The 24,308-nt window shown below is 54.6% G+C and carries 24 protein-coding genes; 8 read left to right on the top strand and 16 right to left on the bottom strand.

Going from position 1 to position 24,308, the window contains the following annotated elements; all coding sequences use genetic code 11:
- Positions 1 to 44: 44 nt before the first annotated feature.
- Complete coding sequence (locus tag KPHS_06750) at positions 45 to 1,388, bottom strand: chitibiose transporter ChbC (RefSeq protein YP_005224975.1); 1,344 nt, start codon at positions 1,386 to 1,388, stop codon at positions 45 to 47.
- 338 nt (positions 1,389 to 1,726) lie between these two features.
- On the opposite strand from KPHS_06750, the gene KPHS_06740 reads away from it, so the two are divergent.
- Positions 1,727 to 2,185: a YbaK/EbsC family protein gene (locus KPHS_06740; RefSeq protein YP_005224974.1), complete on the top strand. Its 459-nt coding sequence runs from the start codon at positions 1,727 to 1,729 to the stop codon at positions 2,183 to 2,185.
- Positions 2,186 to 2,190: 5 nt separating this feature from the next.
- Here KPHS_06740 and KPHS_06730 read toward each other — a convergent pair whose 3' ends face one another.
- The 5 genes from KPHS_06730 to KPHS_06690 all read right to left on the bottom strand — a co-directional run bounded on the left by KPHS_06730 (position 2,191) and on the right by KPHS_06690 (position 6,103).
- A complete protein-coding gene (locus tag KPHS_06730) occupies positions 2,191 to 2,865 on the bottom strand; it encodes a 2-component transcriptional regulator (RefSeq protein YP_005224973.1) in 675 nt (224 codons plus the stop codon).
- A complete protein-coding gene (locus tag KPHS_06720; RefSeq protein ID YP_005224972.1) occupies positions 2,826 to 3,548 on the bottom strand; it encodes a response regulator transcription factor in 723 nt (240 codons plus the stop codon). Before KPHS_06720 ends, KPHS_06730 begins: the two co-directional genes overlap by 40 nt.
- A gap of 265 nt (positions 3,549 to 3,813) precedes the next feature.
- Positions 3,814 to 4,695: a putative AraC-type regulatory protein gene (locus KPHS_06710; protein YP_005224971.1), complete on the bottom strand. Its 882-nt coding sequence runs from the start codon at positions 4,693 to 4,695 to the stop codon at positions 3,814 to 3,816.
- Between the two features lie 16 nt (positions 4,696 to 4,711).
- Positions 4,712 to 5,896, bottom strand: a complete 1,185-nt coding sequence (locus KPHS_06700; RefSeq protein ID YP_005224970.1) for a 4-hydroxybenzoate 3-monooxygenase — start codon at positions 5,894 to 5,896, stop codon at positions 4,712 to 4,714.
- A 27-nt stretch (positions 5,897 to 5,923) separates the two neighbouring features.
- On the bottom strand, positions 5,924 to 6,103 hold the full coding sequence (locus KPHS_06690) for a hypothetical protein (protein ID YP_005224969.1): 180 nt from the start codon (positions 6,101 to 6,103) through the stop codon (positions 5,924 to 5,926).
- Between the two features lie 72 nt (positions 6,104 to 6,175).
- Here KPHS_06690 and KPHS_06680 point away from each other — a divergent pair, with 72 nt between their 5' ends.
- From KPHS_06680 to KPHS_06630, 6 genes are all read left to right on the top strand, one after another.
- Positions 6,176 to 6,952, top strand: coding sequence for a paral putative membrane protein (locus KPHS_06680; protein YP_005224968.1), 777 nt, complete (start codon positions 6,176 to 6,178; stop codon positions 6,950 to 6,952).
- Positions 6,943 to 7,416, top strand: coding sequence for a threonine/serine exporter (locus KPHS_06670; protein ID YP_005224967.1), 474 nt, complete (start codon positions 6,943 to 6,945; stop codon positions 7,414 to 7,416). The genes KPHS_06680 and KPHS_06670 overlap by 10 nt, the downstream gene beginning before the upstream one ends.
- Positions 7,417 to 7,518: 102 nt before the next feature.
- Entirely contained in the window at positions 7,519 to 8,058 is a 540-nt protein-coding gene (locus tag KPHS_06660) for a primosomal protein I (protein ID YP_005224966.1), read from the top strand.
- Between the two features lie 2 nt (positions 8,059 to 8,060).
- Positions 8,061 to 8,798: a DNA replication protein DnaC gene (locus KPHS_06650; RefSeq protein ID YP_005224965.1), complete on the top strand. Its 738-nt coding sequence runs from the start codon at positions 8,061 to 8,063 to the stop codon at positions 8,796 to 8,798.
- A gap of 65 nt (positions 8,799 to 8,863) precedes the next feature.
- Positions 8,864 to 9,355 (top strand): putative outer membrane protein, encoded by a 492-nt coding sequence (locus tag KPHS_06640; RefSeq protein YP_005224964.1) that lies wholly within the window; start codon positions 8,864 to 8,866, stop codon positions 9,353 to 9,355.
- Between the two features lie 257 nt (positions 9,356 to 9,612).
- Entirely contained in the window at positions 9,613 to 11,904 is a 2,292-nt protein-coding gene (locus KPHS_06630; protein ID YP_005224963.1) for a phosphoglycerol transferase I, read from the top strand.
- Positions 11,905 to 11,958: 54 nt separating this feature from the next.
- Here the strand turns inward: KPHS_06630 and KPHS_06620 are convergent, their stop codons facing one another.
- From KPHS_06620 to KPHS_06530, 10 genes are all read right to left on the bottom strand, one after another.
- Entirely contained in the window at positions 11,959 to 12,903 is a 945-nt protein-coding gene (locus tag KPHS_06620; protein YP_005224962.1) for a putative cytoplasmic protein, read from the bottom strand.
- Between the two features lie 133 nt (positions 12,904 to 13,036).
- Positions 13,037 to 14,047, bottom strand: coding sequence for a putative glucosamine-fructose-6-phosphate aminotransferase (locus KPHS_06610; RefSeq protein YP_005224961.1), 1,011 nt, complete (start codon positions 14,045 to 14,047; stop codon positions 13,037 to 13,039).
- A gap of 17 nt (positions 14,048 to 14,064) precedes the next feature.
- On the bottom strand, positions 14,065 to 15,126 hold the full coding sequence (locus tag KPHS_06600; RefSeq protein YP_005224960.1) for a putative glucosamine-fructose-6-phosphate aminotransferase: 1,062 nt from the start codon (positions 15,124 to 15,126) through the stop codon (positions 14,065 to 14,067).
- Between the two features lie 12 nt (positions 15,127 to 15,138).
- Positions 15,139 to 15,990, bottom strand: coding sequence for a PTS system mannose/fructose/sorbose transporter subunit IID (locus KPHS_06590; protein YP_005224959.1), 852 nt, complete (start codon positions 15,988 to 15,990; stop codon positions 15,139 to 15,141).
- Entirely contained in the window at positions 15,968 to 16,747 is a 780-nt protein-coding gene (locus tag KPHS_06580) for a putative PTS permease (RefSeq protein ID YP_005224958.1), read from the bottom strand. Before KPHS_06580 ends, KPHS_06590 begins: the two co-directional genes overlap by 23 nt.
- A gap of 16 nt (positions 16,748 to 16,763) precedes the next feature.
- A complete protein-coding gene (locus tag KPHS_06570; protein YP_005224957.1) occupies positions 16,764 to 17,234 on the bottom strand; it encodes a putative PTS permease in 471 nt (156 codons plus the stop codon).
- A 14-nt stretch (positions 17,235 to 17,248) separates the two neighbouring features.
- Entirely contained in the window at positions 17,249 to 17,671 is a 423-nt protein-coding gene (locus tag KPHS_06560; RefSeq protein YP_005224956.1) for a putative PTS permease, read from the bottom strand.
- Positions 17,672 to 17,771: 100 nt separating this feature from the next.
- Positions 17,772 to 20,537 carry a sigma-54 dependent transcriptional regulator gene (locus KPHS_06550; RefSeq protein YP_005224955.1) on the bottom strand — a complete coding sequence of 922 codons (2,766 nt, stop codon included), beginning with the start codon at positions 20,535 to 20,537 and terminating at the stop codon, positions 17,772 to 17,774.
- 136 nt (positions 20,538 to 20,673) lie between these two features.
- On the bottom strand, positions 20,674 to 22,119 hold the full coding sequence (locus KPHS_06540; protein ID YP_005224954.1) for a mannitol dehydrogenase domain-containing protein: 1,446 nt from the start codon (positions 22,117 to 22,119) through the stop codon (positions 20,674 to 20,676).
- Positions 22,120 to 22,130: 11 nt separating this feature from the next.
- Entirely contained in the window at positions 22,131 to 23,153 is a 1,023-nt protein-coding gene (locus KPHS_06530; RefSeq protein YP_005224953.1) for an alcohol dehydrogenase GroES domain-containing protein, read from the bottom strand.
- A 136-nt stretch (positions 23,154 to 23,289) separates the two neighbouring features.
- Between KPHS_06530 and KPHS_06520 the strand changes: the two genes are divergently transcribed.
- Positions 23,290 to 24,204, top strand: coding sequence for a GntR family transcriptional regulator (locus tag KPHS_06520; protein ID YP_005224952.1), 915 nt, complete (start codon positions 23,290 to 23,292; stop codon positions 24,202 to 24,204).
- The last annotated feature ends 104 nt before the right edge of the window (positions 24,205 to 24,308 follow it).

The raw sequence follows: 24,308 nt of genomic DNA, 5'->3' as shown, positions 1-24,308 counted from the left end.
ACTTACCTGAAAAGTAACGGGCGGCCTTTACCGCCCGTTGCTATTTATGCGGTCTGTTGACTCTCCTGCTCCGCCCGCTCGGCCTCTTCCGCTTCCTGAGCAAGCAGCTGTTTCTCATATACCTTAAAGAATGGGAAGTAGATGATTGCCGACACGCAGGCCAGAACAATGACCAGAATCGCCGCCCGGAAATCCCAGCCCAGCGCCCAGGCGCCGCCAATTGGCGCCGGCGCCGTCCATGGTACGACGGAGATGACGCGGCCAATCAGATCCAGCTTCATTGCCGCCCAGGCCAGCACCGCGTTCACCATCGGCGCCAGCAGGAACGGAATAAAGAACACTGGGTTCATGACGATAGGCGTCCCAAAGATCACCGGCTCGTTGATATTGAACAGGCTTGGCACCACGCTCAAACGACCAATGGAGCGCAAATGCGCTGAACGGCTGCGCAGATAACAGAACACCAGTCCCATGGTCGCCCCGGAACCTCCGACCACGATAAAGAAGGTCCAGAACGCTTCCATAAAGATATGCGGCAGAGGCGCGCCTTGGGCCAGCGCCTGCTGGTTCATACCGAGGTTAGTCAGCCAGAACATCTGCAGCATCCCGGACACGATCGCCGCACCGTGGATCCCGGCAAACCACAGCAGGTGGCCGATCAGCACCGCCAACAGAATTGCCGGCAGAGAGTCGGCTGCCGAAACCAGCGGCTTGAAAATGGCCATAATGGCCTGCGGGATCAGCATGTCAAAATGGTGCTGGATAAACAGGCTCAGCGGATAGAGCGTCAGCACGACCACCAGCACCGGGATCAACAGATCAAACGAGTTTTTGATCATCGGCGGAACCTGGTCCGGCAAGCGGATCCCAATGTTGTGCGCTTTCAAGAAACGCATCATCTCCACGCAGTAGATCGCCACCAGAATGGCGGTAAAGATCCCGGTCCCCCCGAGGCTATCCACCGGCAGCGTGCCATTGGTTTTCGGCGCGGCAATCAGCAAAAAGGCCATGATCGACAGCATTGCGCACATAAAGGGATCGAGCTGATTGGATTTCTCGTAATGCTTACCGAGGTTATAGGAGATTGCCGCGCAGATGTAGATCGACATGATCCCCATCGTCATATCAAAGGGGGTCAGAATACGCCCCTCAAACTCTTTCGCCAGATCCAGCCAGGCGCGGGCAAAACCCCAGGTGGTATCCGGTGAGAACGGTGGATAAGCAAACACTAACAGGAACGATCCGACGATCATAAACGGCATCGCTGAGATAAATCCGTCACGGATAGCCATGACGTGGCGCTGCGACGAGATCCGCCCTGCTATGGGGCTTATGTAATTTTCTACAAAGCGAAATATCAAATTAAACGCAGCATGGTTAGCAGACATAGTAGCCCTCCTGACAGGCTATTGATACTGGCCCAACAACGATTACCCTGCCGTTACGATGACCGCTTTTTGACGCAGCAGGCCGCTGGCGGATTGTGCAACCGGCTATACTGCTCATGAGGCAACGATTCATACACGGCTCTTTTGTTATAAATAAAAGGAGAAGTGACTGTTCCAGTATTCATCTCAATGCAGATAACCGCAACCGGTTACAGTAACCGGTTACGGCGATTGTGAAGGAGATCGACAAAATAGAAAGAATCTGGATTGTCCGCGCTGATATTTACACTCCGCCAGGCTTGTGACAGATTTAACCAGGCTTAAATCAGGAGAATCCAATGAGTCTGCAGTCTGTACGGCAGTTTTTTGCCGAACACGCCCCCGATATCGAAATTATTGAGTTAAATCAGAGTACCGCCACCGTCGCACTTGCCGCTGCCGCACACAACGTTGAGCCGGGGCAAATTGCCAAAACGCTGTCGCTCAAGATCAAAGATAAGATTGTACTGATCGTCGCCAGGGGCGATGCGCGGCTGGATAATAAAAAGCTGAAAGAGACCTTTGGCGCGAAAGCACGCATGCTAAGCAGCGATGAAGTGGTTACCTGGACCGGTCATCCGGTCGGCGGCGTTTGCCCGTTTGGTCTGGAAAATCCGCTGGCAGTCTACTGCGACGTCTCTCTCAGACATTATCAGGAAGTACTACCCGCAGCGGGAGCCATCCATAGCGCGGTTCGCATTGAACCAGAACGCATGGCGCAGCTCACCGATGCAACATGGGTAGATGTGTGTTTATAGCCGCATTACGCTACCTGTTTAACGGCGCTTGTCGTACTATTGAGCGGTAAATGCAACAGGATATCCGCCGCGTTTAATAAACCAATGTCTGAGCGAACTCCGAGCTTGGTCATGGCGTTAAACTTATGCGCGCGGATCGTTTTAATATTCCGGTTGAGCTGTATCGCAATATCAGAAAGCGAATATCCCCACGACATATACCGAAGGATGGCGTGCTCCGTCGGGCTTAGCGGATCGTTGCACGCCTCTCTGTCGCAAAATTGTTCGCTGCCGCTGAGATGATGATTGTCCAGTAGCTGCAGCAAACGCTCCTGTAGCCCGCGTCGCGGCGCGGATTTATTCAGTATGCCGTGCAAACAGGCCGGCATAAGATGGCCGATCAGGTGCATTTCACTTTCATTATTAGCCAGAATAATCGTTTGGACTTCCGGCCGGCACCGCGCCATTTCATGAACAAAGAGCAGACTCTCGGCTCGTGAAGAACGACTTCCCGAAAGAGAAAAAATAATGGTTGACCAGGGAAACGGTATTTCCGCCGCCCTGAGCATACTGACATTTTTAAACAGATGAATATGATAACGGCGATTATCTTCACGACTAAAGATATAGCGCCATGCCATTTCCGTCATCACGCATTTTTCTACGATGGCGACATGGCGGGTTGTACTATTTTTTTCCATTCCATTTGCTCCCCGTAAGCTGAATTGATATTCAGCTCTTGCATTCCCTGCGCGCTGTTGATCCAGGCATACATTTCAGCGTTGCTGCGTAGCGATAAGCGACGCATTGCGCTGTTTTTCTGCGCGCTGATCGTCTTATTACTCTTTTTCAACAGCGCGGCGATCTGGTTTATTCCCCACCCCTTCGCCAGAAGGCGCAGAACTTTACGCTCTGAAAGAGTGAGCATCGCCGCAGAGTGGTAGCTTGCGAAATCGCTGTCCTCATCCCCGGCAAACAGCGTACGGCTAATCTGTTCAGCCGCACGGCTACCGGCGCAAATCACCTCAATCAGCCGGTTAACCGGCTCGCTCTCGGAGATCAACGAGCTTTCAGGACGAATTAATAGCTCAACGGCCAACGGATAGAGGCTGTCGCTGACCATAAAAACCCAGTGAATATCACGGTACTGAGTCATGAGGGAGTAATAACGCTCGCAGACGGCTCGGGGGTGCGCAATCTCGCCGGAGATATCCGCGACAACCAGCACCGCCCGCCGCAGTTGTAAAAGGGTGAGCTCATCATGAGAACGACAAAAACTCAGTTCGTAATCAGGGAGGTTCTCATTGAAGATCACCTTTAACCCTGATTGCATGACGGGAATTTTACTAATAACGACGCCAAACTTACCTTGTCCTGGTAACATAACACCTCCGCTTCCTGTCGAAGTTCCTTCGCTTGCCTGCAAACGATCGGCGAGCGACTTTATCGCCATATCATTTCCTGGATGAATATTAAAATCATATTCATGGCCTGCGCACACGATATACGTAACGACCGAACCGTGGTCATACCGTGTAAAATATTATTGCCGTGTATACTTGCGATTAATATTAACACAGACGTTCCTGCGCCAATAAATTAGAAAAGATAAAAACATTATTTAGCAAAAATAATTTCAGTACTGAACATTATGAAGCATTATCTTTAATTGTTTCTCTAAATGCTTTGGGTGACATACCGCTATAGCGACGGAAAAAACGCGAAAAATAGGCTGCATCGCTAAACCCCAAATAATCAGAGAGTTGTGTAATCGTCATGCGGGTGTACTGCAGATTGCGTCGCGCTTCAAGCATCAACCGCTGATGCAATACTCCAAGAGCGCTACAGCCATAAAACTCACGACATAAATAATTTAAGTGCGTAACCGACAGTCCAATCAGCTTCGCATACTCCGCCAACGGGAGATGCTGTCGGTAGTGGCTCTCGATAAGGCGGGCGAAGTGGCGCATCATGCTGCGCTTCCGCTCCGCTTTATCTTCCGCGGGGGACGCGGGATGGCACTGTCGGTTCAGCCAGACCAACAGCGTCCCCAGCAGCGAATAGAGCATCATTTCTCGCGCATCGTGCTCTTCGCAGTACTCCTCGCGAAGCGCTGAAAACAGCGTATGCATGCGCCCGCGAGAACGGCCCACCGGCACACACTGCGGCACGCTAAGCACATCCAGAGGGCGACCGAACTGATTTTCAAACCGGCTCAGCAGCGGCAGCGCCAGAGAGAGCACAAACCCTTGCGTCCCGGGTGAAAAATTAAACCCGTGAATACAGAGGGCGGGAACCACCTGGATGCAGGACTCCGTCATCACCGCGGTGGCGCCTTCAATTTCGATCTCCGCCCGCCCCTGATGCAGATAGAGAAGCTGGACCATTTCCGCATGCTGATGGACGCGAATATGCCACTGATACAGGCTGCTGCGCTGTAAAATCGACTCACAGTGCAGCAGGTCCGGCGTCGGCCAGCCGCACTCTTCGCCATACAGCTTAAATACGGGCACAGTTTGAACGAACGGCATGATGACTCCTCTTAATTCAGGCGACACGCTCCATGGGCAAGCCCACGTAGTTTTCCGCGATGGTGGTCAGCCCGGCGCGCGAGCCCAGATAGTAGCGGCGGTCGGCGGCCTGCATTTTAGCGTCGAACGCGTTCTGATCCGGAAAATCATGCAGCAGGCGGGTCATAAACCAGCTAAAGCGTTCCCCTTTCCAGACCCGATCCAGCGCCAGTTGCGAGTAGGCCGCCAGCAGATCGCTGCGGCCACGATGGTAGTATTCGCGCAGAATCCGCCACAGATAGTTCACGTCCGATGCCGCCAGATTTAATCCTTTCGCCCCGGTTGGCGGAACGATATGCGCCGCATCCCCCACCAGGAACAACCGCCCATATTGCATCGGCTCCACGACGAAGCTACGCAGGGGGGCAATGCTCTTCTCAAGTGCGTGACCAGTCACTAACCTGGATGCCAGCTCCTCCGGCAAGCGGCTTTTCAGCTCCTGCCAGAAGCGCTCGTCCGACCATGCTTCAACCTTATCGCTCAGCGGAACCTGCAGATAATAGCGGCTGCGAGTCAGTGAGCGTTGACTGCACAATACAAACCCCCGCTGATGGTGCGCATAAATAAGCTCCGGATTGACCGGCGGCGTATCCGCCAGCAGGCCTAGCCAGCCAAACGGCCACACGCTCTCGTAGGTCTGCAAAATGCCAGCTGGAATACTTTGCCGCGATACGCCGTGGAAACCGTCGCAACCGGCAATAAAATCGCACTCCAGACGGCAGGTTTCCCCTTCGCTGAGGTAGGTGATCGTCGGCCGGTCGCTTTTGGCGTCATGGATAGCCACCTCGCTCACGCCATAGACGATCGGCGCGCCGCTGGCGGCCCGGGCAGCCATCAGATCGCGGGTGACTTCGGTCTGGCCATAAACCATTACGCTCTTACCGTCGGTTAGCTCGCTCAGTGCGACGGGCACCCGCTGGCCGTCAAACAGAAACTCCACCCCATGATGCACCAGGCCTTCGGCATCCATCCGCTGCGCCACGCCCGCTTCGCGCAGCAGATCAACGGTACCGCTTTCCAGAATTCCCGCGCGGATGCGCCCCAGCACATACTGCGGCGTTTGACGCTCAAGGATCACGGTATGGATCCCGGCGTTGTGCAGCAACTGCCCCAGCAGCAGCCCGGAGGGGCCCGCGCCAATAATCGCGACCTGTGTCTTCATAGGGATGTCTCACTCTTGCAGGGTTAATTATTTGTATAATTTTTGTTTAATAAAAGTGCTTTTCTGCATTTTTGATAAGTCAGTGGGGAAAAAGAAGGGATGAATGGCGACAAAAATTGCACTTTTCACCAAACTGGCAAAAGTGTGGGATGCTTCAAATTCTGCCGCCCCGCAGACTGGGAATTTTTGCACATTATTTGATCCCACCCCCCTCAGCCGCCACTGCGCTTCAGGTTAAAGTATCGGCAGATACCAGGCGTCGTGAACAATAGAGGAAGTATGCAGGTTGATCGGACACAGCAGCGGGCAATCACACGTTTATGCATCCAGTGTGGTCTTTTTCTGTTACAGCACGGCGCCGAGAGTGCGCTGGTGGAGGAACTGTCAACACGTCTCGGGCTGGCGTTGGGGATGGACAGCGTTGAAAGCGCCATCTCTTCGAATGCCATCGTCCTGACCACCATTAAAAATGGCGAATGTCTTACCTCTACGCGCAAAAATGTCGATCGCGGCATTAATATGCATGTGGTGACGGAAGTGCAGCACATTGTGATCCTCGCCGAGCATAAGCTGCTGGACTATCGCGACGTCGAGAAGCGTTTTGCGCAGATCGTTCCCCTGCGCTATCCGCGCTGGCTGCTGGTGCTGATGGTGGGTCTTTCCTGCGCCTGTTTCTGCAAACTGAATAACGGCGGTTGGGATGGAGCGCTGGTCAGCTTCTGCGCCAGCACGGTAGCCATGTACATTCGCCAGATGCTGACCCATCGCTCCATGCATCCGCAGATCAACTTCTGCATCACCGCCTTTGTCGCCACCACCATCTCCGGGCTGCTGCTGCGCCTCCCGGCGTTTGCCAGCACGCCGACCATTGCCATGGCCGCCAGCGTTCTGCTGCTGGTCCCGGGTTTTCCATTAATCAATGCCGTCGCCGATATGTTTAAAGGGCATATCAATACCGGACTCGCCCGCTGGGCGATTGCCAGCCTGCTAACCCTCGCCACCTGCATTGGCGTGGTGATGGCCATGACCGTATGGGGGCTGCGCGGATGGGCATAATCTCATTTATTTTTGCGCTGGCGGAAGACATGCTGCTGGCGGCGATCCCCGCCGTCGGGTTTGCGATGGTCTTTAATGTCCCTCAGCGCGCTCTGCGCTGGTGCGCGCTGCTGGGGGCGATTGGCCATGGCTCGCGTATGATCATGATGAGCGCCGGTTTTAACATTGAATGGGCCACCTTTCTCGCCGCTCTGCTGGTGGGCAGCATTGGCATTCAATGGTCGCGCTGGTATCTGGCGCATCCGAAGATTTTTACCGTCGCCGCCGTGATCCCGATGTTTCCTGGCATCTCAGCCTACACGGCGATGATTTCCGCGGTAAAAATCAGTCATTTTGGTTATTCGGAAGAGATGATGATTTTGCTGCTGAGCAATTTTTTAAAGGCCTCTTCGATTGTGGGCGCCCTTTCGATTGGCCTGTCGATACCCGGCCTGTGGCTGTATCGTAAGCGTCCTCGCGTCTAACCCCGACGTCGCGGTTAATCCGCGACGCTCCTTCCGCGATGGCCTCTGTGCTACTATGTGCAGATCACCCCACTCTTTGCAGTTCAGAGTTGAGATAGAGTTATGTCTTCGCGAATTTTAACCTCCCATTTTAGCGGCCTGGAAGAGTTCCTCCAGCAGCACGCGGCGCTGCTGGCAAAATCGACTGACGGCACCGTTGCCGTTTTTGCCAATAACGCGCCGGCATTCTATGCGCTGACGCCAGCGCGGCTGGCGCAACTGCTGGAGCTGGAAGCCAGGCTGGCGCGCCCCGGCAGCGACATCGCGCTTGACCCGCAGTTTTTCGAGGAGCCCGCCGCGGCGCCGGTTGCGGTGCCGATGGGCAAATTTGCTATGTACGCCGGATGGCAGCCTGACGCCGATTTTCAGCGCCTGGCCGCGCTGTGGGGCATTGCCCTGAGCCAGCCGGTTACCCCCGAAGAGCTGGCCGCTTTCGTCGCTTACTGGCAGGCGGAAGGTAAAGTCTTTCACCACGTGCAGTGGCAGCAGAAGCTGGCGCGTAGCGTGCAAATCAGCCGCGCCAGCAACGGCGGACAGCCGAAGCGCGATGTGAACAGCGTTAGCGAACCCGACAGCCATATTCCGCGAGGTTTCCGAGGATGAGCATGAAAAACGTTGGCGACCTGATGAAACGCCTGCAGAAAATGATGCCGGCACATATTGAACCGGCGTTTAAAACCGGCGAAGAGCTGCTGGCCTGGCAAAAAGAGCAAGGCCGGCTGCGTTCCGAAGCGCTGGAGCGAGAGAATCGCGCGATGAAAATGCAGCGCACCTTCAACCGCTCGGGGATCCGCCCGCTGCATCAGAACTGCTCCTTTGATAACTATCGCGTCGAGTGCGAGGGGCAGATGAATGCGCTCGCCCGGGCGCGCCAGTACGTGGAAGAGTTCGATGGCAATATCGCCAGCTTTATCTTCTCCGGTAAACCGGGCACTGGCAAAAACCACCTGGCGGCAGCCATTTGCAACGAGCTGCTGCTGCGCGGGAAGTCGGTCTTAATCATCACCGTGGCCGATATTATGTCGGCGATGAAAGATACCTTCGGCAACCGGGAAACGAGCGAAGAACAGTTGCTTAACGACCTCAGCATGGTCGACCTGCTGGTGATCGATGAAATTGGGATGCAGACGGAGTCTCGCTATGAAAAGGTCATTATCAATCAGATAGTTGACCGGCGCTCATCCTCCAAACGACCTACCGGGATGCTCACCAACAGCAATATGGAAGAGATGAACAAACTGCTCGGCGAGCGGGTGATGGACCGTATGCGGCTCGGCAACAGCCTGTGGGTTATCTTCAATTGGGAAAGTTACCGGCACCGCGTTACAGGCAAGGAGTATTAAGAGATTTCCGGGCGACGACGGCGTTATACTAAAGCGATTATTCAGTCACGCTTATGAGTCCGTCTATGAAATCGTTTAAAAATAGCGTTATTGCCGCGCTTGCCGTTAGCGCGTTTACCCTCTCTGGCGCCCACGCCGCCTCCTGGCAGGATTCCCTTAACAGCGCTGCCAGCCAGCTCAGCGGCAGTAACGCCCAGGCCAGCGGCGGCATGTCCGTCTCCTCGCTAACCAGCCTGCTTAACGGCAGCAGCCAATCCCTGACCGCCAGCAGCATGAATAATGCGGCCGGGATCCTGTCATATTGCGCGAAACAGAAGCTGGCCTCCGTGACCAGCGCCGATAACGTCAAAAATCAGGTGCTGGATAAACTGGGGCTTAGCACGCCGGAAAAACAAAAACAGGACACCAGCTATCTGGATGGCCTGCAGGGGCTGCTCAACAGCAAAAACGGCCAGCAGTTGGACCTGAATACGCTCGGCAATAGCTCGCTGGCGAAACAGGTAAAAACCAAAGCCTGCGATCTGGTCTTAAAACAGGGTGTTAATTTCCTCTCCTGATCCTGACTGACAAGGCCGCATTTGTTGCCTTCGCGGCGGCGCCGCGGCCTGAAACGCTTTTTTTTGCAGTTTTCCTGTTCCGTTTTCCCATTTCACCCGATGCGATGCCGATCAAAAAAGGCAACTTCTAAACCAATTCTGAATAACTGCACACTTTCATGACGCTAGAATTGCAGCAAGATGGCGCTGCAATTACAGTGGGGCTTGAAAAGTAATCTGTTCTGCCAGCCGATAACTGGCATTAATGAGGATGAGCTGTGTCAGAGTTGTTATCCATCGCCTTATTTTTAGCTTCGGTGGTGCTGTATGCCTGGAAAGCGGGTCGTAACACCTGGTGGTTTGCCGCCACGCTCACGGTGTTAGGCCTGTTCGTGGTGCTGAATATCACCCTCTACGCCAGTGACTACTTCACCGGCGACGGCATCAACGACGCGGTACTCTACACTCTGACCAACAGCCTGACCGGCGCCGGGATCGGCAAATATATACTGCCGGGGGTCGGCGTGGCCGTCGCACTGGTCGCCGTCTTTGGCGCCCTCGGCTGGGTGCTGCGCCGCCGTCGGCATCATCCTCATCACGTCGGTTACAGCCTGGCGGCGCTACTGCTGGCGCTGGCCTCCGTTGATGCCAGCCCGGCCTTCCATCAGATCAGCGAGCTGGTGAAATCCCAGTCACGCGAGGGCGATCCAGACTTTGCCGCGTACTATAAAGAGCCGTCGAAGCAAATCGACAATCCGCAGCTGAACCTGGTCTATATCTATGGCGAAAGTCTCGAGCGCACCTATTTTGATAACGACGCCTTCCCCAACCTCACCCCTGAGCTTGGCAGAATTAAAGATGAGGCCATTGATTTCAGCAATACCATGCAGCTGCCGGGGACCGATTACACTATCGCCGGCATGGTCGCCTCACAGTGCGGCATTCCGCTGTTCGCGCCGTTCGAAGGTAATGCCTCAGCCTCAGTCTCCAGCTTCTTTCCACAGAATATTTGCCTTGGCGATATTCTGAAGAACTCCGGTTACGAGAATTACTTTGTGCAGGGGGCTAACCTGCGCTTTGCCGGCAAAGACGTGTTTCTTAAATCCCACGGCTTCGATCATCTGTACGGGGCGGAAGAGCTAAAAACTACGGTGGCGGATCCTACCTACCGCAACGACTGGGGCTTCTATGACGACACTGTGCTCGACGAGACCTGGAAAAAATTCGAAGAGCTGTCGCAGTCCGGGAAACGCTTCTCGCTCTTCGCCCTGACGGTGGATACCCACCATCCCGACGGTTTTATCTCACGCACCTGCGAGCGTAAACGCTATGATGTGGACGGCAAGAAAAACCTCTCTTTCAGCGCCGTTAGCTGCAGTCAGGAACATATCGCCGCGCTGATAGAAAAGATTAAAGCCTCACCCTATTTCAAAAACACGGTCATCGTGGTCTCTTCCGATCACCTGGCCATGAAGAACAGCGCCTGGGATTATCTCAACAAGCACGATCGCAGCAATCTGTTCTTCGTCCTGCGCGGCGATAAACCGCAGCAGGAGACCCTGGCGGTGAAACGCAACACCATGGATAACGGCGCGACGGTGCTGGATATTCTCGGCGGCGATAACTATATCGGCCTCGGGCGTAGCAGCCTCTCCGGCCAGTCGCTCTCCGGTATTTTCATGAATATGAAAGAGAAAGTCCTGGCATGGAAGCCTGACGTGATCCGCCTGTGGAATTTCCCCAAAGAAATGAAGAATTTCACCATCGACTCGCAAAAAAATATGATCGCTTTCTCCGGCAGCCATTTCCGCCTGCCGCTGCTGCTGCGGGTATCTGACCAGCGCGTAGAACCGCTGCCGGAGAGTGAATACTCTGCGCCGCTGCGCTTCCAGCTGGCCGATTTCGCGCCACGGGATAATTTCGTGTGGGTCGATCGCTGCTATAAAATGGGCCAGCTGTGGTCGCCTGAGCTGGCGCTCTCCACCGACTGGTGCGTCTCGCAGGGACAGCTGGGGGGTGAGCAGAAGGTCCAGCACGTTGATAAGCCGCAGTGGCACGGCAAGACCGCCTTCAGGGACACCCTTATCGATATGGAGCGCTATAAGGGCAACGTCGATACGCTGAAAATTGTCGACAACGATATTCGCTATAAGGCCGACAGCTTCGTGTTTAACGTCGCTGGCGCCCCGGAAGAGGTTAAACAGTTCAGCGGTATTTCGCGTCCCGAGTCGTGGGGGCGGTGGTCCAATGCTCAGTTGGGCAGCGACGTGAAGATTGAATATAAAGAGCCGCTGCCGGAGAAATTTGATCTGGTGATCACCGCCAAAGCTTATGGCCCAAACGCTAATAAGCCGATTCCGGTGCGAGTTGGAGAAAGTGAGCAAGTGCTCACTCTGGATAATGACGTGACTACCACGACGCTGCATTTTGACAACCCAACGCGCAGCAACACGCTGATCATCACCCCGCCGGACCCGCAAACCACTAACGAGGGCAATATCCTCGGCCACTCCCCGCGTCAGTTGGGGATCGGCATGGTGGAGATCAAAGTGGTGAAAAGCGAAGGCTAACGCAATCCTGCCCGGCGAATTTTCGCGCCGGGCAGCGGTTGTCGTGGCAGGACGTTAACCACACAGCGGCTGTAGTTCATCAGCCGACAGTCCGGTGATCTTCTGTACCATCTCTTTGTCGAGGCCATTCTGTAACATACTGCCGGCAATGCGCAGCGCCTCGCGTCGGCTGCCTTCCTGCAAGCCCTCCAGGTGCCCTTCTTCCCGGCCTTCCAGTCGGCCTTGTTGCCGACCTTCCTGCTTAAGCTTTTGCGCGATAGACATCAATGTCTCCTCATACTGTGGCAGACGGCGGGCCAGCCGGCGGAGAAACACGCCCGGCTCGGCCGTATTACCGTACTGCAGCATATAGTGAAACAGCATTCTCAACTGCCGACGGTTAGTGTATCCCAGCATCACAACGGCCGCCAACGACTCCGTTATGCCGCTGAGATCGCGCTGGCGAATATGTTTTTGCATCAGCTCCAGCAAGGCGACTCGCCGATGTTGCACGATGTCATCGTCCGGCATCACCGTCACGTCGATCAATGGAAACGGACAGCCATACAGCGTCTTCGCCAGCTGCGGGTCGGCAAATTCATCCAGCCAGTTGAGGGAAAAAGGATACGGACTGGTTGCACCGTGATAAAAAAGCATCGGCACCACCAGCGGCAGCGTTTTGTGCCCGGCATCCAGGTGGCGCTGCATTGCGGCAATCGCATAGCGCATCAGGCGAAAGGCCATATGGCTATCCGGTGAGCTCTGGTGCTCTATCACCACGTAAACATACCCCGTGCCGCAGGTGGTCTGCACCGACCAGAGGACATCTGAATACCAGGCGCGCAGATCCTCATCAATAAAGCTCGCCGATTGCAGCCTCAGGGTAGAGAAATCGCACCGCTGAAGGATCGCTTCGGGAAGGTAGAGGGTGAGGAAATCAGTCGCTGTCTCCGGGTGACGAAGAAATCGCTTAAAGACCGCATCGTGCGGCGTCGAGGTCATCCGTTTTTTCATGGCCATCCGCTTGCCTGAAAGAGAAGGTAAGCCGGACTCTATCATCGGTTTTTACCCGGTTGGGTTTGACGACAATTTTCTGGGAAGCGCCTCGGAGAATAGCATGGCGGCCAGCCCGGCTGGCCGCCATCAACACGGCTTAGTAATCAAACTGCCGGTAGTAACGGCGGATATTGAGGTCGTGGCCGGTATGGTGTTCAAAGTGGGCCGCCAGCCGGTCCACCAGCAGGGTGGACACCACGCACGGCGCCATAATCCAGCGGAACGCGTCATCAATGCCGTTCAGCGGATAGTCGCGCGGGTCGATAACCACCAGATGCTCAGTTATTTTTTCGGCAAAACGCTCGACGCGTTCGTCCAGCGCCCGGCATCTCCCCTCGCCTTTCACCAGAAACAGCGGAACCTCTTTTTCCAGCAGCTCCAGGGTGCCGTGGAAAAATTCAGCGGAGCTCACCGACTTCGTCCGCTTCCACTGCATCTCTTCGAGAATACACATTGAGAACAGATAGACCTCGCCCCACATTTCCGCGCCGCCAATCCACATCATATAGTCGCAGTCATGGTATTGCGCGGCAATGCTATCCGCTCGGGGATCGAACTGGCGTTTCGCCTGCAGGAGATTTTCCGGCAGTAACTCGAGCTGGCTGGCAAATCGCGCATAATCAGCAAACTCGCCGTGACGAAAAATGACGCGGAAGAATAACCAGTACAGCAGCATATATTCATATTCCACGCCATTTTTGTGGCACATCGGAATATGCCAGCTGGCGGCGGCAGCCAATGGCGAGTCGGCGTGACGAGTAATAGCTACCACGCGGATCCCCTGTGCCTTGCACCATTCGGCAATGGCGACCGACTCTTTGGTATCGCCGGATTTAGATAACGTAACGACAACCGCATCTTTATTTAATTTTTTATGTCCGCGATGGATTAACTCCGCGGCCTGTTCAAGATATACCGGCACGCTGGTTAATTCCTTGGCAAATTCATTAATTGCCATCATCGGCGCCAGGGAACCACCTACCGAAGCAAAAAATAATGCGCTACAGCCGCTGTCATAAATATCGTCGGCTACGGTTTCAGCCTGTTTACGCGCAGCGATGATCTCGCGAGCACTGGTCAGGTACTCGTCCTGATTAAAACCCAACATAGTTTTCTCCTGAATATTCAGATTTTACTTTTTAAGACGCGGTCAAAATCGTCGAAAATACGTTTAGCCAGATCGATGCCTTTCAGTCCTGCGGTATGCCAGGCGAGCATCTGCACTGGGACAATCAGCAGCAGAGGCGCCAGGTGATGCTCGCACGGACAGTTTAGCGCCAGCGTTTGAGCATCCTCTTCGTCACCCAGCGTCAGGGTAAAGGCCCGGCCAATGGACGGCGCCAGATAGTCGCGCAGCGCCCGGGTTCGCGCGTCCGGCGTATCTTCAATAAACAGCATCACATGGCGGGCATTGGCTTCCAGATAGGGGCCATGCATATAGGCTTCCAGCTCAAAGCCGCTGGAAGGCACGCGCACCGTCTCGGTAAATTTGGTTTCGAACTCCTTCGCCACGCCAACCAGCGCGCCGTAGCCGGTGGCGACAAAGCGCTCGCCGCTGCGCAGCGTTTCGCTATGGCGGTCAATAAAGCGCGAGGTGCGGACGATAACCTCCGGGATCGCCGCTACCAGCCGCTGCAATTCAGCGAGATAGTGCTGCTCCTCGACCTCGCTGGCTTTCTCCTGCTTACGAGCAATGATCAGCGCTATCAGCAACAGGTTGAGCACCGTCGCGCTAAAGCCGCGGGTCACAAACCCTACGCTCTCGATCCCGGTATTAATATCCAGAACGCCATCGCTAGCGCCTCCTATCGGGCTTTGCGGATCTGAGGTCATGGCGAAAACCGACTTGCCGGAAGCCTGTACCTTACGCATCGCCTCCAGCGTCGACGCGCTTTTTCCGCTCTGTGAAATCGCCACCACCAGATCGGCATGCGGGTCGATCGCGTCGTAATGGGTGAAGTTGTACGGCTCTTTAATGTCAAGCAGCACACCGAAGCGTTGCTCAAAGAAATAGCGCGCGCACAGCGCGGCATTCAGCGACGATCCGGTCGCGAGCAATAATATCCGCCGTACCGGGTGCTGGCGGGCGAAGGTTTCAATCGGCGCTAGCTTTTGTCGGTAGTCGCGCAGGATCTGCGCCAGGCAGGCTGGCTCTTCACTGATATATGTCATCATTGTTGGTCGCATAGCTCACTCCCGTTAAAACAATCCGATCCACGAACCCAGAATGCCCACCAGCGCCATGCCGCCTATAATTGAGAGCGGTTTAACTTTCCGTCCCAGTAGCCAGTAGACGATGCCAAAACTCACCAACGGCAGCATGCAGGGCAGAATGTCGTTGATAATGTCCTGTACCTGGGTTTTGGCCTCCCCGGCGCCGAAGGAGAGAGGAATGGTGATATCGATCATTGAAGCGGTCATCGCCCCGACTACCATCAGACCGATAATCGACGCCCCGTAGGTCAGGCTCGCCATCATTCCGCTCTTCTGGATCCGCTGCAGGACCCCGGTGCCCAGTACGTAGCCCCAGCGGGTAAAACACCAGCGCACCAGAATGTGCGGCACGTTAAACACCAGCAGAAACAGGATCGGCCCGAGGATGTTGCCCTTCAGCGCCAGGCTGGTGCCGATCCCGGTGGCGATGAGGCGCAGCGTCCCCCAGAAGAAAGAGTCACCCAGCCCGGCTAACGGTCCCATCAGTGAGGCTTTGACGTTATCAATCGCAGTGGCATCCATGTTTTTCTGCTGACTGTTTTTCTCTTCCATCGCCGTGGTGATCCCCAGCAGCAGGGTGACGATATGCGGCGTGGTATTGAAAAAAACCAGATGCCGCTTCAGCGCTGCGGCCAGCTCCTCTCTGCGCGGATAGAGCTTCTTCAGCACCGGGATCAACGCGTAAACAAAGGCGAGATTCATCTGCCGCTCATAGTTCCACGAGAACTCCATCTGGAAAGAGCGCCAGAACACCCGGCGTAAATCGCGCGGCGTAATCCGGGTTTCTTCCTGCGCCTGCGGCTGCAGGGTCTCTTCAGAAATCATCTTCGTCGTCATCGCTGACTCCTTGTTCTGTCGTGATACGAGGTGAATTCAACGCGGTGACGTTAACCATGACTACCGCCACGATGGCGCCGAGAATGGCGATACCGGTCACCGGGATTTTCAAATAGGCCATCAGCACAAAACCGAGGAAAAAATACGGCGCCACTTTCTTGTTAATCAGCAGCCTGGCGAGCATCGCGAAGCCGAGGGCCGGGATGATGCCGGTGGCGACGCTGAGCCCATGTTTGATAAATTCCGGGATCGTATCGAGCAGGGATTTCACCGCGTTGCTGCCCACCAGGAATGAGACGGTGACCACCGCGGCAAGCATCAGCGACAGGCCGAATCCGGCAATCAAATGCATCCGCTCAATGCCGCGGAGATCTGCCCGTTCCGCATACCCGTCCGCCTTCTGGCTAAGCATTGGAATGAACATCCCCAGATAGATGTTTTTCAGGATCAAAGTCAGCGTGGCGATAGGCAGGCCAAGCAACAACGCCGTTTCTGTGCCTGCGCCAGAGGTAATGGCGAACGCCACGCCGAGAATACCGCCGGTCACGACGTCGGGCGGGATCGAGGCGCCAACGGAGAAAGAGCCGATAAACGCCAGCTCCAGCGTCGCGCCCATAATGACGCCGGTCTGTACATCCCCCAGCACCAGCCCGGTCAGCAGCCCGGTGACGATAGGCCGTGAAATTAGCGACGTCCCTAAGGCATATTCCGATTGCGCGATAAACGCCACCAGACCCAGTAAGAGAGCCTCTACCATAATCTGTCCTCCGGAATTACACGCATTCCGCAAAAAGCTGTTTGCGATCGTTCGGGACCTGGCGAATCTCCACTTCGACGCCCTTGCCCACCAGTTGTTGTAGCTGTTCTATTTCTGTCGGCAGTAAATTAATCGCCTTAGAGATATTTTTACTGCCCTCTTTAGCCTTTATTCCGCCAAGATTTATGCTTTTTATTTCGTCGATGGCGCTGGCAATACGCCAGGCGTCATTAACCGACTCCACAACAATAAATAAATTATATTTATCGGTAACCCCGCTTTTTATTGCCTCAATAGAATCATTTATATTTTTAATCACCAGCTTCACCGAGGGCGGTTTGGCAAGCTTAATGGTGGTTTTCCGCAGCTCATCGCCAGGGACGCTATCGTTGGCGATTAAAATACAATCGGCGCCGACATATTGGGTCCAGGAAAAGGCCACCTGGCCGTGAAGTAATCGATGGTCTACCCTTAATAATGTAATCATCATGCTTCCTCATTTCAGAAGTCTTTATCCATAGTCATCGCGCTGGCAATCGTTTGATTGCAGTACTGAATGCTCTCTTTGGCGTTTGTTAATGCCTCGGTAATTAATTTTTCGGTATTGTCTTCCGCTGCGGAAATCAGCAAGTCAATAATTAACGGCAGATTTAAACCGGATAATAAATGGAAATGTGGGCGAGATAAAAAACGAACAAACTCGTTATTCACGCTACCGGCAAAAATATCCGTAATTACGATCAGCTCATCCTGCGCCGGGAAACGCGCCACTAGCGCTTCCACCTGCTGCGTCAGATCGACCTCTTCTTCCACGTAGGCACACAAGGTATGTATATCGGGTTGTTTACCGAGGATCAGTTCCACGGAGTTCAACAAACCGTTAGCAAAGCTGCCATGGCTGGCAAAAATATAGTGTCGTTTCATCCTTACCTCGAAAGCGCATTCCACTGCTTTCTTAATTGCAACCGACGTGCCAGAAACAGTGGCGCGTCGGCTAACGTAAGGATAAAAAAGAAGAGATGTGTTAAAAGTCTTGATCTTCCTGAATAAATTCCGTTTCCCGCGTCAGGATATCGTGAATGTAGCAGAGCTCTACAACGGGAATTTTGACACTATACCCGCTCTCTATGACACTAAAGGCCTCGCGTAGCGTAGCCAGCTCGCGATCCGGACACTGCCCTCCAGTGTATTGGGCTGGGGAAGCGTGACGAATTAATCGCTCTATCAAACAGCTTATATGCACATACAGCGCGACCTTACGATCGTTAGGTACATCGCGCCCGGCCAGATGCTCATAGCGCAGCAAAAACTGCTCAACCTGGTTGATCACCTTAGCCGTATCGAGGATCGTCACCGACTCGATCACCCGGCGCAGCGAAAAGTTTTTCAGGATCAGGTTGTTGATCTCGCTGACCTGCTCCGCCGTCGCCAGTTCGCCAAAAATGCGCATCAGCGGACGACTCCCTTCGCCAGAGATCAGCGAATCCAGCGAGATCCAGGGTAGATCGGCAAGATGCGGATCCAGGGTGCCGACGATCGCCAGCACCTCATAGCGGCTTAGCATCGGCTCCCGTCGCGCGGGATCGGCAAGGGTCTCCACATCGCAGGCCACAATATCAATGCCAAGCGCTTCAGGAATGCTGGCTTTTAACAGCGCCGACAGATTCGCCGCCGCGCCCAGACCGGTCGCGCAGGTGGTTAAAATCGCCCGCGGCTTATCGGTTTGCGGGTAATAGAGCTGGTGCTCAACCGCAAGGTCATCGCCGATCTCGCGGACGATATCTTCCAGCATAACGCCCTGCAAAATGCGCTCCCCGACGTACATCGCCATACCGGTGGAGACATTGTTGATGATCGCCATCGGCGTACTCAGGCGACGATTAAAATGGCGGTGAATGGCGTTCAGCGATCCCATGTCGACCAGGATTATCAATCCTGATGCCAGAGCATGGCTCTCTATGTAGGCCATCACCTGGTTAGCGATAGCCTCCGGCGTCACGTCCAGCGGCATATCGAATGACTCAAAGAGCTGGCTTTTCAGCAAGCGGTTCGCCACGTTGGCGATGCTGCTGGCGGTAGCGTAACCGTGAGCGAGAATTATCGCCCGGGTCACCTGCTGCTGGCTGATGGCGCCATTCTTGTGGAACCACAGCACTAACAGCAGCAGGTCGATACGCTGGGGTTCAATATCCAGCTTCAGCGTCAACGCACCGAGGATCGCTTCGCAAAAGCGATACAGCAGCGGAAACTTCTGTACCAGGAAGTCCTCCAGCTGGCGGGCTTTTTCATTGTTTATCGTGGACTGCGGCTGTCGGGATCGGTGGATCAGGTAGTGGCTCAGCGCGTAGAGGCAGTTGCCGTTAAACTGGATATTGAAGCGCTTTTCCAGGCGATAATACTCCTCCCGAACCTGATGAGCGATCAGCAGCAGCATCTGCGAGCTACTGGAGTCATGATTATCAAAGATCAGCCGATCGAAGAGGGTTTCAATCTCTTCCCCCATGCTCCTTTGCGCCTCTTCCCAGACCGTTTTTTTATTCAGCACCGCTTCATACTGCGCCAGAACCCGACACTGAACGTCATAGATCAGCCCCTGTACCGGGTCGCGCGCACGCAGCAGCCAGACCAGGCTGGTCTGCGGCTCGATCAGCAGCGGCTCCTGCTGGCCCATCGCTTCGCTGAGCGCTGGCGTCGCGGCCATGACATTCTCCGGCAGATCGTGCAGCGTCACGGTCAACATTTCGCGGCCCGGAGACCTGGCCCAGGCTGACGCCACGGCGTACTTCACCACATTCTTCAGCTCGCCGACGTTGCCCCGATAAACATACTGCGTCAGGACCTGCAACAGTCGCGGCGTTAGTTGCAGCCGGGCGGCAAGCGTGCGCGCCTCCTGCCAGAAAAACTGTAGCGTTAGCGCCTCCTTCTCCTCGCGGCTACGGTGTTGAAGATCGGGCAAGCTAACCAGGATCGGAATTCGGCGCAGGAAGGTGGTGAGAAAAGTGCTGTGAATATCTTCGGTGGTGGCAAACACCAACCGCAGCGAAATCGGCAAGCCTTGCGCGGTCTCCCCCACCCGGTAGATCTCCTTACGATCCAGCCAGGTGAACAGCTTCTCCTGTCCCTGAGCATCCAGGCGATGGACCTCATCGAGAAACAGCATCCCGCCGTTTGCCGCCTCAAACGCCCCCGCTTTATCGCTCTGCGCACCGGTAAACGCGCCTTTGACGTAGCCAAACAGGTTGGCGGCCAGCAGCTCCGGATTACTCGCATACTGCGCGCAGTTAAAGCTCACAAAGGGGGCATCGGGCGCCAGCAGCCCCTGGGCGATGGCGAACTCATGCATCAGCTCAGCCATATAGCTTTTGCCGGTCCCGCTGTCGCCGGTAATAAGCAGCGGTAGCCCGCCGTTAGGATAAAACAGCGCGGTTTTCATCTGCTCAATCGGTTTACGCAGGCTGCCGTCATGCCCGGTCAGCAACGAAAAATGGTCCGCCTGCTCCGGCTGGCGGTCGCTCTCCGCGAGTAACTCCGCCATGCTGGCATACTCACTGCGGGAAAGCGGGTAGAACTGCTGGCAAAAGGCTTTTTTATGCAGAAAATAGACCGGCCGGGTGTTGATTTTCACCAGCACGTCCTGAGCGACCAGCTGATTGAGATAATGGCTGGCGGTATTTCTTTGCATCGCGAAACACCGGGCCAGCCAGCTGGCGGTAAAGACTTCGCTCAGGTTATCCGGATCGAAAAAATCGGTCTGATTTTGCAAAAAAGCCAACAGTTCCGTTTTACGCATCGCATCCCCCTCTTCGCCATTACGAAGGGATATGATGCGGGAAATCCGCCAACCGTTGGCGCTTAATTCATTTTTTGCGGTTCAGAGCACAAAAAAAAACGACGCCCCAATCCGCGGGCGCCGCACAACAAACCGACTACAACCGCGACAGGGCCTCGCGCATCCCCGCGCGCAAAATCATTTCCAGATAGCGCGTGACCTGGTCGGCAAGGCAGGGAATGGCCGTCAGATCCTCACCCCAGTGCGCAGCATCCTGCAGGACTTCTGTGACCAGTTCATGCAGCGGGCTGCCGTTCGCCACCTGAGCCCATCCTTCAGCAAAGCGGGTTAACCAAACTTCGTCATCCTGTAGCGGATACGTCTGTCCGTCACGCTGACCGCGATAGAAGGCGATGAGCGCCGCCAGAGCAAACGTTAGCCGCGGCGGGATCGCGCCGTGTTGGCGGATAGTCGTCAGCAGCTGCGGCAGGATCCGGGTACGAAACTTAGTCATGCCGTTCAGGGCGATGGCGAGCAATTGATGGCGAATATAGGGATTAAGAAAGCGCCCGGTGACCGCATCGGCAAACTGACGAAGCTCCTCGGCCGGTAAATCGAGCGCCGGGATAATCTCTTCATCAATCGTCTGCTGGACATAATGGCGAACGGCTTTGTCCCGCATCGCTTCGCCAACCGTATCCACCCCACACAGCCATGCTACCGGCACCAGCGCGGTATGCGCGCCGTTAAGAATGGCAACCTTGCGCGCTTTATAGGGCCGGATATCCTCTACGATACGAATATTCAGCGGGCAGCGATCCAGCCGCAGCATTTCCGCCAGCCCCTGCGGCCCCTGGATTACAAATAACCAAAAGTATTCGGCAGTATCCAGGAAAGCATCATGGTAGCCGAGCTCCGCCTCCAGCTTTTCCGCTTCCTCGCGCGGATAGCCGGTGACGATGCGGTCAACCAGCGTTGAACAAAATGTATTGGCAGTTTCAACCCAGTCGCTGAATGCCGTTGGCAACTGCCATTCTTTAGCATAGCGCAGCACCAACGCCTTCAGTGCTTCGCCATTATAGTCAATCAGTTCACAAGGGATTATTGTCCAGCCCTTATCCGCTGCGCCGTTGAAATGACGGAACCGCTCAAGAAGCAATTGGGTCAGCTTCGCCGGGAAGCTGACCGGCGGCATATCGTCAGGCCGGTCCCCGGCGTGATAGCTAATCCCCGCTTCGGTGGTGTTTGAAAACACAAATGTAATCTCCGGGTCACGAGCCAGCGCCAGGTAGCCAGCAAAATCCTGCCAGGGATTGATCTCATTATTTACGGAGCGGATAATCCGCGCCTCGCTCACCGCCTCGCCGCGTTCATTCAACCCGCGGATCACCGTGGTATACAGCCCGTCCTGAGTATTTAACGACGGCGGAAAAACGGTGTTGATCGGGCGAACAATGGTGACGCCCGTCGCCAGATCGGTTTTCTCATTCAGCAGATCCAGCTGCCAGTCAATAAATGCCCGCAGGAAATTGCCCTCGCCGAACTGAATCGCACGGGTCGGATACTGAGGTCCTGGAAAGTTTTGTCGGTTTAAGGTTTTCATGAGCTTCCCTGCTAAAAATGAATAACGCCTTTGATCAGCTGACGATTGTTAATCACGTCGCTTTCGTAAATTTCCGCCAGCGATTTGAAGTCGTAACGGTGGGTCAGCATCATCCTGGCGGTCACTTTCCCTTCAGTCATCAGCCGCCCGACCTTGGCAAAATCCTCTTCTGTCGCATTACGACTCCCCATCATCGTCGTCTCTTTCTTATGAAATTCCGGGTCAGAGAACTGCAGCTCCCCCTTAAACAGACCAACAAAAATGATGCTGCCGCCGTGACGGATTAAATTAACGGTGTTGTTCATTGCTTGCTGATTTCCCGTCGCGTCAATCACTTTCTGCGCCAGAGAACCGTCAAACGTGGCCGACAGTTGCTCGGTAAACAGTGGATCGGAGGGATCGAGGGTGGTCAGGCCGAGATGTTGTGCCACATGATCGCGCCGCGCCGGGCTGGTATCCGCCACCACCACCTGTGCGCCGTCAGCCTTAGCGATCGCCGCTGCCCCGAGCCCAATCGGACCCGCGCCGACCACCAGTACCTGATCTCCCGGCTGGATCGCTGCGCGACGCACCGCGTGGGCGCTAATGGCGAATGGCTCAATCAACGCTACAGCTTCAGGGTCGACATCATCCACCACCAGCAGATTGTTTACCGGAACGCAGAGGTATTCGCTAAACCCGCCGTCGCGATGCACCCCGATCACCGAAATGTTCTCACAGCAGTTTGTCCGGCCGCTCAGACAGGCCGGGCAGTGGCGGCAGGCGACATAGGGAATCACAGCAACCTGTTGGCCACTCTTCAAATTAAGAATATTTTTACCCAGCCCAATTATCTCACCGCATATTTCATGACCAAGAACACGCGGATAGCTAAAAAAAGGCTGATTGCCGCCCCATGCATGAATATCTGTCCCGCAAATCCCCACCGCCTTTATTTTAATGAGCACTTCATCATCGCCGGGAATGGGAATCTGGCGTTTTTCCCAGTGTAATTTTTTAGGTTCCTGACATACTAAAGTATTCATCGACGTCATAATTATTGCCTCCGTATTTGTTGGCTTAGATATCGATGAAAAATAGAAGTAGAGTAAAAGTCATTGCAAAATCTGTGAAATATCGCGCACAAAACTGTTTTAAATCCGGTTTTAATGGATAAAAAAGGAAAACGTTATGAGTCGCTCACAAAACCTTCGTCACAATGTTATTAACCAGGTCATCAACGACATGGCGCGCGGCTTTATCCCCTCGCCGCTCCCCTCGCAAAGCGCACTGGCGGAAATGTATAACATCAGCCGCACCACGGTGCGCCATATCCTTTGCCACTTATGCGAGCGCGGCGTCCTGAGCCAGGTCAATCACGACTACCAGATCCTTCGTCAACCGGAAGTACAGGACGGCTTCGATAGTTCCAGCGCCTCGCTGGCCGAACAAAACCGTCTCTTTGAACAAGCGTTTTTCACCATGATTAACCAACGCCAGTTACGCGCCGGAGAGCGATTCTCCGAACTGCAACTGGCGCGTGCCGCGGGCGTCAGCCCGGTCGTGGTCAGAGAGTTTTTACTGAAATTCAGCCGCTACAACCTGATTGAAAGCGAAAAACGCGGCCAGTGGAACATGAAGAAATTTGAGCAATCCTGGGCCGAACAACTGTTCGAATTGCGGGAAATGCTGGAAACTCACGCACTTCAACACTTTCTTAATCTGCCGGACAGCGATGCCCGCTGGCTGCAGGCCAAAACCCTGCTTGAGCGCCACCGCACTCTGCGGGACAGCATTGGCGACAGCTTTAGTATGTTCTCCCAGCTCGATCGTGATTTTCATTCGCTGCTGCTTTCCGCCGCGGATAATATATTTTTTAATCAATCCCTTGAGATTATCTCCGTGATCTTTCACTTCCACTATCAGTGGGATGAAAGCGACCTTAAACAGCGCAATATCATCGCTATTGACGAACATATGACTATCCTGAGCGCACTCATCTGTCGCAGCGATCTGGATGCCAACCTGGCGCTACGTAACCACCTGAACACTGCGAAGCAATCCATGATTAACTCTATCAAGCAAAGTGAATCGCTGGCGCATTAAGTACCGATTAAAAACAGAAAATGATTAGCAACAGCACAAATCCAAAAACGTAATCCGGCGCCCTCAAAAAGGTTATTTATGCTGAAAACAAGTCGACTTACTTT

The organism is Klebsiella pneumoniae subsp. pneumoniae HS11286, assembly GCF_000240185.1.
In the GTDB taxonomy this organism is placed as follows: domain Bacteria; phylum Pseudomonadota; class Gammaproteobacteria; order Enterobacterales; family Enterobacteriaceae; genus Klebsiella; species Klebsiella pneumoniae.
This window is presented reverse-complemented; position numbering and strand designations above follow the sequence as displayed.

Excerpts from the sequence above, each read along its gene's own strand:
- KPHS_06750 (YP_005224975.1), bottom strand. The coding sequence starts at position 1,388 with ATGTCTGCTAACCATGCTGCGTTTAATTTGATATTTCGCTTTGTAGAA.
- KPHS_06740 (YP_005224974.1), top strand. The coding sequence starts at position 1,727 with ATGAGTCTGCAGTCTGTACGGCAGTTTTTTGCCGAACACGCCCCCGAT.
- KPHS_06730 (YP_005224973.1), bottom strand. The coding sequence starts at position 2,865 with ATGGAAAAAAATAGTACAACCCGCCATGTCGCCATCGTAGAAAAATGC.
- KPHS_06720 (YP_005224972.1), bottom strand. The coding sequence starts at position 3,548 with ATGTTACCAGGACAAGGTAAGTTTGGCGTCGTTATTAGTAAAATTCCC.
- KPHS_06710 (YP_005224971.1), bottom strand. The coding sequence starts at position 4,695 with ATGCCGTTCGTTCAAACTGTGCCCGTATTTAAGCTGTATGGCGAAGAG.
- KPHS_06700 (YP_005224970.1), bottom strand. The coding sequence starts at position 5,896 with ATGAAGACACAGGTCGCGATTATTGGCGCGGGCCCCTCCGGGCTGCTG.
- KPHS_06680 (YP_005224968.1), top strand. The coding sequence starts at position 6,176 with ATGCAGGTTGATCGGACACAGCAGCGGGCAATCACACGTTTATGCATC.
- KPHS_06670 (YP_005224967.1), top strand. The coding sequence starts at position 6,943 with ATGGGCATAATCTCATTTATTTTTGCGCTGGCGGAAGACATGCTGCTG.
- KPHS_06660 (YP_005224966.1), top strand. The coding sequence starts at position 7,519 with ATGTCTTCGCGAATTTTAACCTCCCATTTTAGCGGCCTGGAAGAGTTC.
- KPHS_06650 (YP_005224965.1), top strand. The coding sequence starts at position 8,061 with ATGAAAAACGTTGGCGACCTGATGAAACGCCTGCAGAAAATGATGCCG.
- KPHS_06640 (YP_005224964.1), top strand. The coding sequence starts at position 8,864 with ATGAAATCGTTTAAAAATAGCGTTATTGCCGCGCTTGCCGTTAGCGCG.
- KPHS_06620 (YP_005224962.1), bottom strand. The coding sequence starts at position 12,903 with ATGGCCATGAAAAAACGGATGACCTCGACGCCGCACGATGCGGTCTTT.
- KPHS_06610 (YP_005224961.1), bottom strand. The coding sequence starts at position 14,047 with ATGTTGGGTTTTAATCAGGACGAGTACCTGACCAGTGCTCGCGAGATC.
- KPHS_06600 (YP_005224960.1), bottom strand. The coding sequence starts at position 15,126 with ATGCGACCAACAATGATGACATATATCAGTGAAGAGCCAGCCTGCCTG.
- KPHS_06590 (YP_005224959.1), bottom strand. The coding sequence starts at position 15,990 with ATGACGACGAAGATGATTTCTGAAGAGACCCTGCAGCCGCAGGCGCAG.
- KPHS_06580 (YP_005224958.1), bottom strand. The coding sequence starts at position 16,747 with ATGGTAGAGGCTCTCTTACTGGGTCTGGTGGCGTTTATCGCGCAATCG.
- KPHS_06570 (YP_005224957.1), bottom strand. The coding sequence starts at position 17,234 with ATGATTACATTATTAAGGGTAGACCATCGATTACTTCACGGCCAGGTG.
- KPHS_06560 (YP_005224956.1), bottom strand. The coding sequence starts at position 17,671 with ATGAAACGACACTATATTTTTGCCAGCCATGGCAGCTTTGCTAACGGT.
- KPHS_06550 (YP_005224955.1), bottom strand. The coding sequence starts at position 20,537 with ATGCGTAAAACGGAACTGTTGGCTTTTTTGCAAAATCAGACCGATTTT.
- KPHS_06540 (YP_005224954.1), bottom strand. The coding sequence starts at position 22,119 with ATGAAAACCTTAAACCGACAAAACTTTCCAGGACCTCAGTATCCGACC.
- KPHS_06530 (YP_005224953.1), bottom strand. The coding sequence starts at position 23,153 with ATGACGTCGATGAATACTTTAGTATGTCAGGAACCTAAAAAATTACAC.
- KPHS_06520 (YP_005224952.1), top strand. The coding sequence starts at position 23,290 with ATGAGTCGCTCACAAAACCTTCGTCACAATGTTATTAACCAGGTCATC.